The sequence below is a fragment of the Rothia sp. HMSC065B04 genome (assembly GCF_001812285.1).
In the GTDB taxonomy this organism is placed as follows: domain Bacteria; phylum Actinomycetota; class Actinomycetes; order Actinomycetales; family Micrococcaceae; genus Rothia; species Rothia mucilaginosa.
In genome coordinates this window covers 21,871-32,778 of sequence record NZ_KV808408.1, presented here as the reverse complement: position 1 = coordinate 32,778, position 10,908 = coordinate 21,871, and the positions used below count along the sequence as shown (strand labels likewise).

General features: G+C 58.3%; 8 protein-coding genes and 1 tRNA gene. 1 reads left to right on the top strand and 8 read right to left on the bottom strand.

Features of this window, described 5'->3' with window-relative positions:
* Positions 1 to 208: 208 nt before the first annotated feature.
* From HMPREF2845_RS03580 to HMPREF2845_RS03545, 8 genes are all read right to left on the bottom strand, one after another.
* The gene (locus HMPREF2845_RS03580) at positions 209 to 2,257 is read right to left on the bottom strand and encodes an ABC transporter ATP-binding protein/permease (RefSeq protein ID WP_070633913.1); all 2,049 of its coding nucleotides are present in this window, start codon (positions 2,255 to 2,257) and stop codon (positions 209 to 211) included.
* 9 nt (positions 2,258 to 2,266) lie between these two features.
* Complete coding sequence (locus HMPREF2845_RS03575; RefSeq protein WP_049359737.1) at positions 2,267 to 3,457, bottom strand: efflux RND transporter periplasmic adaptor subunit; 1,191 nt, start codon at positions 3,455 to 3,457, stop codon at positions 2,267 to 2,269.
* 212 nt (positions 3,458 to 3,669) lie between these two features.
* Positions 3,670 to 4,341, bottom strand: a complete 672-nt coding sequence (locus HMPREF2845_RS03570) for a chromosome partitioning protein ParA (RefSeq protein ID WP_239668346.1) — start codon at positions 4,339 to 4,341, stop codon at positions 3,670 to 3,672.
* Positions 4,342 to 4,509: 168 nt separating this feature from the next.
* On the bottom strand, positions 4,510 to 4,896 hold the full coding sequence (locus HMPREF2845_RS03565) for a peptidase inhibitor family I36 protein (protein ID WP_161800484.1): 387 nt from the start codon (positions 4,894 to 4,896) through the stop codon (positions 4,510 to 4,512).
* Positions 4,897 to 5,544: 648 nt separating this feature from the next.
* Positions 5,545 to 5,617 (bottom strand) — tRNA-Lys (locus HMPREF2845_RS03560).
* A 211-nt stretch (positions 5,618 to 5,828) separates the two neighbouring features.
* Positions 5,829 to 6,857, bottom strand: coding sequence for a ketol-acid reductoisomerase (ilvC, locus tag HMPREF2845_RS03555; protein WP_005505530.1), 1,029 nt, complete (start codon positions 6,855 to 6,857; stop codon positions 5,829 to 5,831).
* A 236-nt stretch (positions 6,858 to 7,093) separates the two neighbouring features.
* Positions 7,094 to 7,594 carry an acetolactate synthase small subunit gene (ilvN, locus tag HMPREF2845_RS03550; RefSeq protein ID WP_005505523.1) on the bottom strand — a complete coding sequence of 167 codons (501 nt, stop codon included), beginning with the start codon at positions 7,592 to 7,594 and terminating at the stop codon, positions 7,094 to 7,096.
* Entirely contained in the window at positions 7,594 to 9,396 is a 1,803-nt protein-coding gene (locus tag HMPREF2845_RS03545) for an acetolactate synthase large subunit (RefSeq protein WP_070614942.1), read from the bottom strand. The genes ilvN and HMPREF2845_RS03545 overlap by 1 nt, the downstream gene beginning before the upstream one ends.
* A 461-nt stretch (positions 9,397 to 9,857) precedes the next feature.
* On the opposite strand from HMPREF2845_RS03545, the gene HMPREF2845_RS03540 reads away from it, so the two are divergent.
* A complete protein-coding gene (locus HMPREF2845_RS03540) occupies positions 9,858 to 10,397 on the top strand; it encodes a hypothetical protein (protein WP_070633912.1) in 540 nt (179 codons plus the stop codon).
* Positions 10,398 to 10,908 lie beyond the last annotated feature (511 nt).

Sequence of the window (10,908 nt, the reverse complement as noted above, 5' to 3'; positions counted from 1 at the left end):
GCACCCGAGAGGGTACCCTGATGTCGCTTCCGGAGGGTATAGCTACCCTGCGCTCCGGCTAGGCCTGGCGCATCGCGTGGAGGGGCGGTGTCGTCCGTAAGTGACATCAGGGTGCCCGAAGCGAGCGAGGGCGGGTGCCCCTGTAGGAACGAGGACGAACACCGCCCCCTCCAAGCCCCAACCGGGGGCAAGCACCTACTCAACGCGACTATCCTGCCGCCAGGGTCTGTGCCGGATCAATACGCGAAGCCTTCGCCGCCGGGTACAGACCAGCCAACACACCAACCAGCGCACCAGCGCCCAGGCCCAGCAGAATAGTGTCGGCACTAATAATCGGCGTCCAACGGTTCATCAAAGACACAATCGAGATGCCGTTAACCGCCAGCACAATACCAGCCACAGCGCCCAGGATGCCGGTCAGCAGCGCCTCCGCCGAGAACTGCAACAGAATACCCGAAGGGCGCATACCAATAGCCAGACGCAAACCAACCTCACGGCGACGCTCCATCACCGCAACCAGGAACGTATTCATAATGCCCATCGCACCAATTACGAGGGTAATAACGCTCATCGCAAGAAGCATGGTGCGTTGCTGCTGGTCGACAGCCTCACGAAGGGTCTTCGGCTCCGGCGGCACACTCACGCTATACAGGGCGGGACGTTCCGGCGAGAGCGCGTACGGTGCTTCCTCCGCAATCTGGTTTGCGGCACCGGCAACAGTACTCACCACAATCTGAGTGGAACGCTTACCGGTCTGCGCCGCAACGGCACCGCCACCGGCAGCGGGCTGCGCTTCTTCAACATCGGCACCAGGCTTCGCACCCAGAGGCAGGTAGACCGAACCGTACGACAGAGTCAGCGAGGGATTCTCCCGCACCACACCGATGACAGTGTACGGCTCATCGTGAATATAGACCGTAACTCCGGGGCTATAGGGTAGCGCAAGCTGGCGCATCACGCTTTCGCTGAGCACCACGACCTTATCGTTACGCTCCACGTGCCCCTCATCGAAGGTACGGCCCCACACCAGCTCGTGACCCTGCACGCTAAAGATAGTGGGCGTTGCAGCAAGGACGGACGCCGTCACGTTAGCGCCGCGCTCGCCAAAGTTGTCGGGGCCGCGCTGAATATCGGTGGATTCATCCAGCTGATCCACCAGCGCGGTACCGGTCACTCCGTTCAGCTGGCTAACACGCCGATAATTCTCGCTTGCCGCTAGGCTCAGAAGTTCAGCCCGGCTCATAGCTTCGGTTCGGGTAGAGCTAATCGTCAGGTGCTTAGCTCTAAAAATGTCGAAGCTGTCCGCCAGCTGCCCAGAAATGGTGGCGGTCAGACCAACGGTCAGCACAAGCGAAGCGATACCCAGAACCACACCAAGCATGGTGAAGATATTGCGCCTCACCCGGTGAACGGTAGCGTCCCACGCTTCTTTGAGGGAGGCGAGCGCCCAGGGTGCACGCCCGCTCCCCTGCGGCTTAGATGCTTGTTCCTCAGTAAAGCTAGGCTGGTTCAGAAGCTCACGAGCGGTCGTTTCTTCCTGCTGCGGCGCTTTCTGCTCGATGAGCTGCCCCTCGTGCATGCGCAGCACCCGGTCGCAGTGCTCCGCCACGAGCGGGTCGTGGGTAATCACAATCGTGCTTTGCTGATCGCCCGTACATTCGCGGAGCAGGTCAATCACTTCACGGGTGAGCTCTTCATCCAGCGAGCCGGTCGGCTCATCACAGAGCAGCAACGCCGGTTCCCCAATGAGCGCACGAGCAATAGCCACACGCTGCTTTTCACCGCCTGAGAGAGTGGTGATGGGTGCATCCGTTCGGTGGCTCAGCCCCAGCAGGGCGAGAGTATCCGCAACCCGTTGCGCTCGTTCTGCCTTGGGGACACCACGGTAGATGAGCGGTAGCTCAACGTTGCGGTACACGTTCTTATGCTCGATGAGGTGGAACGCCTGGAAGACGAAACCGATGCTGTCCAGGCGCGCTTCAGCTCGCTGTGCCGCGTTGAAGGTTGCGGTGTCTGTACCGTCCAGCAGGTAGCTGCCGGAGGCGGGCGTGCTGAGCAGACCGAGGATGTTCAGCAGGGTTGATTTGCCGCTGCCGGACGGTCCCAGGATTGCGACGACTTCTCCGTAGCGGACTTTCAGGTCAATATTTTTGAGCACGTCAATTCGAGTGTCACCCTGCATAAAGTGCTGGGACACTCCCTGAATATCGACGCTATAGGCTGGTGGGTGCGCGTGAGCAGCGCGGGAGTCAGTCATGGCTACTCCCTACTTTTTCTCGCGCATGATTTTGACGCTATCGCCTTCGTGCAGGTCACCGGTGACGGCGTTCTTGCCGTTGGCGTTGCTGATGACGGTAACGGTTACCTCGCGTTCTTCACGTGCCTTCGATCCGTTGGAGCTTTCGGGACCGAGCACGATGACTCGGGTCTGTCCGTCACGGGTGTAGAGCGCCGATGAGGGTACGACCAGGTGCGCTTCGGGGGTTTCTTCGAGGGTGAGTTCCGCGTTGACGGCGCCTCGGAGGCTGTCCGCCTTATCCCCTACGTCGAGAGTGAGGATACGTTCCCCTTCGGTGCTTCCAGCCGCGCCGGCTGCGCCCTTGAGGTTGGAGCCAGCCGCGCCTTCTGCACCATTGGCCTGGCGACCAGCCTGGCTGTTGCCTGCGGCGCCGGCAGCTTCGGTGGTGTTCTTGTATCCGAGGGTTGCGACGTACTCAGTATCACCGAGGGAGGGCACGGTTACCTTCTGACCGCTACGGGCTTCGGGGGTGAGCCTGCCGGTGGTTCCGGTGCAGCTGAGGGTCTTGCTACCTTCTGCGATGGTGGCTACGGGACCATCTGCGATAGCGCCGGTGGCGCGGGGGTTGCCGGTGACAACTCCGGCACGGTTGATGATGAGGAAGTAGCGGGCGGGAATGGGCTGGTCAGTCTTGACGTGCGCGTAGCCGAGGCTGTCAAGGAGGTTGTTGAGAGCCTCGTAGGTGTCTTCGGTGATGCGCGCGGGCTGCGGGCCCTGGCGTCCCATGGCGGTCAGTGCCTCGTTGAGGAGTGCGGCGTCGGGGCCGCTATCGTCGAGTTTGAGGTCGCGGTAGAGCGCGAAGCCGCCGGTGAGGGTGATGAGAGGTTCACCGTTGACTTCTGCGATGAGGGTGCCGTTGCCGACGGTGTCACCGTGTTTGATGGTGATTGCGGTGTACTGTCCTTCGCCGCTGTAGCGTAGCGGGGTTGAGGTGGCGTAGTTCGCGGTGCAGGTCAGGGGCACGGTGGTGCGCAGTTTCTCGCGGGTGACCGTGGCGGTGATGGTGGAGGGGTCCGGGGGTGCCGCTTCTGCGTCTTTTTGGGCGGTGGTTTTGATGTTTTGGGCGCTGATGAGCGTGCCGACGGTGATGATGAGGAGCAGGGCGATAATGCCGTAGAGCCAGAGGGTTTTCTTCTGGCGGGTGGGGGTGGCGCTCATGGTGTCCCTTCTTTGGGTGCGCGTGTGGGAACGCTATTGTCTGTGCCGTTTGGGCTTAGGTGGCGGCGGTGCCGTGTGGGATTAGTTTGTGCCCGGCACGGGGATACGTGCCGGGCACAATACACTGTGACGAGGTGTAGCTGTTGTAGCTACTCTGTACGCCTGTTCTGGTTAGTCCGGTCTGGATAGCCCGGTCTGATTAGTCCGGAGGATTAGCTCAGAATCTTTCGGGCGTTTTCTTCAGCAGTTTTCTTGGCGGTGGTCACCTGCTCGATGAGGCCCTGCTCCTTTTCGAGGAACGTGGTCATATAGGCATCTAGTACCTGCCCAGTTTTTTCCTCGAAGTTAATTTTTTCGCGACACGTTGCATCATCAATCGCAGTTTGCTGTTCAGCGGGCGTTCCCTGAACAGCGTCATATGCAATATCTGAACTTGAATAGGTATACCCACGTTCAGCCATACAACGTGCCCATTCCTCGTCCAGTGACGAGTATGCTCCGTTAGATACAGAAGCACGAATATAGGGCAGTAGTTTCCTGGTAACTTCTTCCTGCATCCCTGCCAAAGTTTCAGAGCCATATAGTTTCAGCTCAGCTTCTTCTCGACAGCCGCCCTTTCCGTTATCTCCGTAATATGCTTTTCCTTCTTGCTCTGTCATGTTTATCGAGCCTTCCAAAGAAGCATAACGAGACGGAGGGGTAGGGCTGGGATAGCCAGAATTTCTAGCATATTCCACGCTTAGAGGCTGCGGAGAGAGCAAGCTCCTCACAGGAAACGTGTCAACCATGTAATAGGTCTTCCTGTCAGGGTAACCCTTGGATACCATACATTCTGATGCAAGACGCTGATAAGCGCGCTCAACATTATCAGAAGTGGAAATCATGGAATCCACTTTTTCAGTAGCCTGCACGTCGACAGTGGCGGCCGCAGAAATATTTTGCTGGCTATCGGAAGACGGGGTTGATTGGGTTGAGCTAGCGCCCCCAGCGCAACCCGCAATAAGGAATCCGGTAGAAAGGAAAACGCCGGGGGCCCATAGCTTTTTCATTTTTTATCCCCACATAACGAAGTCAACACGGTCATTAAAGTTATCGTGGACCAGGTTAGTACCACGGTACTGAGGAGGAAGGTGAGAACCATGGATCATACGTCCATGAGACCACTCACCAAGCCATTCACTACGGTAGTAGTTCGCGTTCATCCACGAGGAACCGCGGTCATGCATATACTCAGAAACATTGGCGTACGAGTAGTAACCGCTAATAGTGTCCTTGACACCACGAAAATCGGAATGCTCCCAGATGCAGACGTGGCTAGCAGGGCAATTCCAAACACCCGGATAGTCAGTAGCCTGAGCTGCCGGGGCAACGGCAACGATGCTGCCAGCACTCGCGGCAAGCACAGCAGCACTTGCCAAAACCTTCTTCAGAGACATCATAGTCCTCCTTGTTAGATAATCCATTTAGCATGGAAATTCGAAGATACAGAACTTCAGCAACAATAACTTACTGAACACTGTTCTTGGATTATAGATAGTTTTAAACACCCAAGTCAATAGATTTTTTCTCGTAAGGGTAATTTTATTCAGAACTAACGGCAACGTTTTATCAATTGTGGGGAGTCACGCCGCATGTTTTTCTTTCGGGATACGGATGGAGGGACGGTGTTCGTCCTCGTTCCTACAGGGAACCCGCCCTCGCTTCGCTTCGGGCACCCTGATGTCACTACGGACGACACCACCCCTCCACCCACGCTAGGCTACCCAAGGTGGCGCGCCGTGCTTTCCGGAAGCGCCCTCAGGGTGTCACACGGACGCTCTCCGATGCGGAGCAAGGAGGAAGCGGAGCGTCCGGGTGACGGGTGCCCCTGCGTAGGCGCGGAGGAAACATGTAGCGCACACCGTAGTCTTGGGAGACGCGAGGTACCCACCCACCCCACCCCTGTAGGAACGAGGGCGAATACCGTCTTCCAAGCACTCGCATCAGGAGCAAAGAGGATAATATGCACCTCGCACTACAAACCCGCATTATTCGGGGAACGCAAAAGTCCCGCCGATTCCTAAGAATCAGCGGGATTTTCTTTGAAGTGCGCCCCCTGGGACTCGAACCCAGAACCCATTGATTAAGAGTCAATTGCTCTGCCAATTGAGCTAGAGGCGCTTATTTGTTTTTCAGGTTTTCCCCTGCAACAAGTAAATACTATACGGCATTTTATAGACACCCGCAACTCAAGTGAGCATGAACTGCATCACATACCTGTTGAGTGCTGCTGTTCAGCTTGAAACAGCAAGAATCCGGCGCCCACCCCCTCCCCCGTGTGGGGTGAGAGGTGGAACGCCGGATTCTTAGAAAGCTATTGCTGAGCTACCGCTTAGCGAGCCACCGAACCCTCGGTGTAGTCGTCGTCAGCGGTGTTCCAGGAGAACAGCTCGCGCAGCTTGCGGCCGGTTGCCTCGATGGGGTGTGCCTCGCCCTTTGCGCGCAGTTCCTTGAACTCGGGTGCGCCTGCGGCCTGGTCTTCCATGAAGCGCTTTGCGAAGTTGCCGTTCTGGATGTCTGCCAGGACAGCCTTCATGTTTTCCTTGACCTCGGGGGAGATCACGCGGGGGCCGGAGACGTAGTCGCCGTACTCTGCGGTGTCGGAGATGGACCAACGCTGCTTAGCGATGCCGCCCTCGATCATCAGGTCAACGATGAGCTTGAGCTCGTGCAGGACCTCGAAGTAAGCAATCTCGGGCTGGTAGCCAGCTTCGGTCAGAACCTCGAAGCCGTACTGGACGAGCTGGGAGGTGGAGCCGCAGAGGACTGCCTGCTCACCGAACAGGTCGGATTCGGTCTCTTCGGTGAAGGTGGTCTTAATGACGCCTGCGCGGGTTGCACCCAGTGCCTTTGCGTAGGACAGTGCCAGTGCGAGTGCTTCGCCGGATGCGTCCTTCTCGACTGCAACCAGGGCGGGAACGCCGCGGCCTGCTTCGTATTCGCGGCGGACGGTGTGGCCGGGGCCCTTGGGGGCGACCATTGCCACGTCGACACCCTCGGGTGCGGTGATGTAGCCGAAGCGGATGTTGAAGCCGTGTGCGAAGAACAGTGCGTTGCCGGGCTTGAGGTTCGGCTCGATGCTCTCTGCGTAGACCTTTGCCTGGACCTGGTCCGGGGTCAGGATCATGATGACGTCTGCTTCTGCTGCTGCTTCTGCAACGGTTGCGACGCGCAGGCCTTCTGCCTCAGCCTTGGCACGGGACTTGGAGCCCTCGGACAGACCGACGATGACCTTCACGCCGGAGTCACGCAGGTTCAGTGCGTGTGCGTGGCCCTGGGAGCCGTAGCCGATAACTGCTACGGTGCGACCCTGGATCAGGGAGAGGTCTGCGTCGTCGTTGTAGAAAATGGTTGCTGCCATTTCTTCTCCTCAGTAAGTTTGGTATGCGGCCCAGGCTGGGCTCAACATTGACTATTCTACTTGAAAGCTGTTTAGTTGCGGGCTGTCGAGAGTACTTCTCAGCATCTGAAGTATCCGGAAGGTCTGTGAGCCCATAGGGGCGGGTATCGCATCGCCGCCGGTTTCCCGGTCGAAGCGGGGCGATACCCGAAGCTATCCCCCGCTAATGCGGGGTTGGTATGACACCCTGGTGGGTATTAGATGCGCTCGCTCATAGCGCGGGGGCCACGTGCCAGGCCGATGGTGCCGGCGCGAACGATTTCGCGAACACCGTAAGGCTCCAGAACATCCAGCAGTGCGTTGAGCTTCTCCTCAGAACCGGTTGCCTCGATGACAACAGACTCGGGGGAAACGTCAATCACGGATGCGCGGAACAGGTCAGCTGCCTGAACGATCTGCAGGCGAGCAACTGCGTCGGCCTTGACCTTAATCAGGATGTGACCACGCTGGGTGGAGGAGTCTGCGGGAAGCTCGACGACCTTCAGCACGTGAACAAGCTTGTTCAGCTGCTTAGTAATCTGCTCGATGGTGTGAGCGTCACCTTCGGTTACGACGGTGATGCGGGAAACACCGGGGTTTTCGGTGGGGCCCACAGCCAGGGAGAGGATGTTGAACAGGCGGCGGGAGAACAGGCCGGAGACGCGGGTGAGAACGCCCGGCTTATCTTCTACCAGAACGGACAGAGTGTGCTGAGACATTAGTTCTCTCCCTCACGATCGAACTCGGGCGAAGTGTTCTTCGCAATCCAAATCTTGTCATTAGAAACGCCTGCCGGGACCATGGGCCAGACCAGTGCGTGGGGGCTGACGGTGAAGTCAATGACCACGGGGCGGTCGTTGATTTCCAGGGCAGCCTTAATGGTGGCGTCCACGTCTTCGTCGCGCTCGCAACGGAAGGTGGCGCAACCGTATGCGTCGCCGAGCTTCACGAAGTCGGGGATGCGTGCGGTGCCGTGACCGTCCTTCAGATCGGTGTTGGAGTAGCGCTCGTTGTAGAACAGAGTCTGCCACTGGCGCACCATACCGAGGGAGGAGTTGTTGATGATAGCAACCTTGACGGGGATGTTGTTCTGTGCGCAGGTGACCAGTTCCTGGTTGGTCATCTGGAAGCAGCCGTCACCGTCGATAATCCACACGGTGGATTCGGGGTGTGCGACCTTTGCACCCATGCCGGCAGGAACGCCGTAGCCCATGGTGCCGAGGCCTGCGGAGCTGATGAAGTGACGGGGGCTCTCCTGCTGGATGTAGTGTGCACCCCACATCTGGTGCTGGCCAACGCCGGTGACGTAGTATGCGTCGGGGCCGGTGAGAGCGCTAATACGCTCCAGGACGTACTCAGGCGAGCCGAGGCCATCGTTGGGCTTTTCGTAGCCGAGCGGGTAATCCTTGCGGATGACGTTCAGCTCGTTCCACCATTCGGTGAGGTTCGGCAGCTGGTCTGCGAACTCGGTGGAGAGCAGGTCGGTCAGCTCGGGCAGCACGTACTTGAGGTCGCCGACGATCGGCACGTCTGCGAAGCGGATCTTCGAGATTTCTGCCGGATCAACGTCAATGTGGATGACCTTAGCCTCGGGTGCGAAGGAGTCGAGCTTACCGGTGACGCGGTCGTCGAAGCGTGCGCCGAGGGTGATGAGCAGGTCAGACTTCTGCATTGCGGCGACGGCGGGGACGGTGCCGTGCATGCCGGGCATGCCGAGGTTCTGGGGGTCAGAGTCGGGGAATGCACCGATAGCGTTCAGGGTGGTGACGACGGGTGCGCCGATGAGCTTAGCCAGCTTGTGGAACTCTTCGGAAGCACCTGCGCGGACCAGGCCACCGCCGACGTAGAAGACGGGGCGCTTGGATTCGGTGATGAACTTAGCTGCTTCGTGAATCTGCTTGGAGTGGCCGCGGGTGACGGGGGTGTAGCCGCGCAGCTCCAGGTCCTCAGGAATGCCGCGGTATTCCATCATGCCAACCTGTGCGTCCTTGGTGACGTCCACGAGCACGGGGCCGGGGCGTCCGGTGGATGCGATGTGGAATGCTGCTGCGAGCGCGCGGGGGATGTCCTGCGGGTCGGTGATCATGAAGGAGTGCTTGGAGATGGGCATTGCCATGCCGACGATGTCAGCTTCCTGGAATGCGTCAGAGCCCAGCAACTTAGTGGACACCTGGCCGGTGATTGCGACCAGGGGGATGGAGTCCATGTTTGCGTCAGCGATTGCGGTCAGCAGGTTGGTTGCGCCGGGGCCGGAGGTTGCGATGCACACGCCGGTCTTACCACTGGACACTGCGTAGCCCTGAGCTGCGTGGCCTGCGCCCTGCTCGTGTCGGACCAGGATGTGGCGGACCTTCTTGGAGTCGTACAGGGGGTCATAGGTCGGCAGAATGGCTCCACCAGGCAGGCCGAATACGTCAGTCACACCCAGGTCTTCGAGGGTGCGGACGATTGCCTGAGAACCGGTCATGCGTTCTGCGGGAGCGTTTGCCGCGTCATCAGAAGTGGAAAATCCCATAGTCATGGAAATGCCTCGTGTCTTAATGGTTCTTCGTTGTACTCAATGTTCTGCGTGGGGTTTGTGTGATCCTCACGCATCCTATGCCCGGGGGTACCAAGCTATAAAAAATGCCCCTCGCTGTTGGTGGTAGCGGTAGGGGCGCTCAGTCGCAGTGAATAGACCCTGCCACGCGCCCTAGGCGACGTCGACAAGGCGTAGAATTCGCTGGAACATTGCTGTCTTCACCCTTCTATGGTGCGCCCCAAGAAGGGGTGAGTCAAATCTCTATCGAGCAACACGCCCGTTTTTGTTCATAAAGGTGCAGGTCAGATACTTTCTTTCATGATGTGGACACATTGCACTTGTTGACACATTCCCACGTGTTCATTTGAACAGGTGAGAAAAACTCGCATTTTTGGACGTCATGGCGCGTAATATGCGCGAATACTCGTGACCTTCGTTGGTTGCCCCGGTAGACTGAAGCTATGACCGAACCGATCATCCCGGTCGCTGATGAGCTGACCGAAGCAAGTAAGTACGCAGAGGTTGTTGACCCCCGTAACTCTGTTGAGAGTGACGTGTTTTTGACGGGTGAGGAACTTATCCGAGTTCTGCACCCGGTTTTTGACGAGCAGATTATTAATTACGGTGCATACAATTTGGTGTATGCGACGGGCCGTGCGGTTTACCGTAATCCTGATTTGGCGTTGCATCAGTATCCTGATCAGCAGCATTTTATTGTTGGGTATCAGGATGCGCCTGATGAGGTGATTATTGCTCCGGTGAATTTGCCGGCGTTGACGCCTGCGGGTACGGCGACGACGATTGATAATACGAATGCTCTGCATGCGTATCGTGTGGGTGATGATGCGGTGACGCTTGAGTCGGTGAATGGCAGCTCGTTTTATTTGTCGTTTGAGGATAATGCTGAGGTTGCGACTCGTTTTGGCACTGGTCTGCTGGAGCAGGGTAAGGATGTTGAGGATTTCCGTGAGTTTGTGACGCGGATTTGGCCGGTCCTGTAGCCTTGTGACTTTTTGAAATGATTGCCCGCTGCGACTTTTGGGTTGCGGCGGGCTTTCGTGTGCTTACACGCAACCATGTTGAACGCTTGAGGGGCGGTGCGCCTCCTCGCTCCTACAGGGGCACCCGCCCTCGCTGCGCTTCGGGCACCCTGATGTCGCTACGGACGGCACCGGCGCCTCTGCGCGCACCAGGCTAACCACCACGCAACACACTAAAAGGCGACAGCCCTCCCCGCCCCACACGCAAAACACCCAACCACCAGGCAAAACACTAAACCGCGACAACCCTCCCCGCCCCACACGCAAAACACCAGCCATCACGTAACACACTAAACCGCGACAGCCTCCCCCCACTCCAGTTCGCTAGGCACGGGGCGCACATACTGAACCACCGCCTAACCCAACGGACCGGCGAGATTTCGCGAACCACTGAACCACAGGACGTAAAGAGGAGCGGGGCGGCACATCGGTAGCGCGCCGCGTTTTCCGGATGCGCCCTCAGGGTGTCACA

Excerpts from the sequence above, each read along its gene's own strand:
- HMPREF2845_RS03580 (WP_070633913.1), bottom strand. The coding sequence starts at position 2,257 with ATGACTGACTCCCGCGCTGCTCACGCGCACCCACCAGCCTATAGCGTC.
- HMPREF2845_RS03565 (WP_161800484.1), bottom strand. The coding sequence starts at position 4,896 with ATGATGTCTCTGAAGAAGGTTTTGGCAAGTGCTGCTGTGCTTGCCGCG.
- HMPREF2845_RS03570 (WP_239668346.1), bottom strand. The coding sequence starts at position 4,341 with ATGATTTCCACTTCTGATAATGTTGAGCGCGCTTATCAGCGTCTTGCA.
- HMPREF2845_RS03540 (WP_070633912.1), top strand. The coding sequence starts at position 9,858 with ATGACCGAACCGATCATCCCGGTCGCTGATGAGCTGACCGAAGCAAGT.
- ilvC (WP_005505530.1), bottom strand. The coding sequence starts at position 6,857 with ATGGCAGCAACCATTTTCTACAACGACGACGCAGACCTCTCCCTGATC.
- HMPREF2845_RS03575 (WP_049359737.1), bottom strand. The coding sequence starts at position 3,457 with ATGAGCGCCACCCCCACCCGCCAGAAGAAAACCCTCTGGCTCTACGGC.
- HMPREF2845_RS03545 (WP_070614942.1), bottom strand. The coding sequence starts at position 9,396 with ATGACTATGGGATTTTCCACTTCTGATGACGCGGCAAACGCTCCCGCA.
- ilvN (WP_005505523.1), bottom strand. The coding sequence starts at position 7,594 with ATGTCTCAGCACACTCTGTCCGTTCTGGTAGAAGATAAGCCGGGCGTT.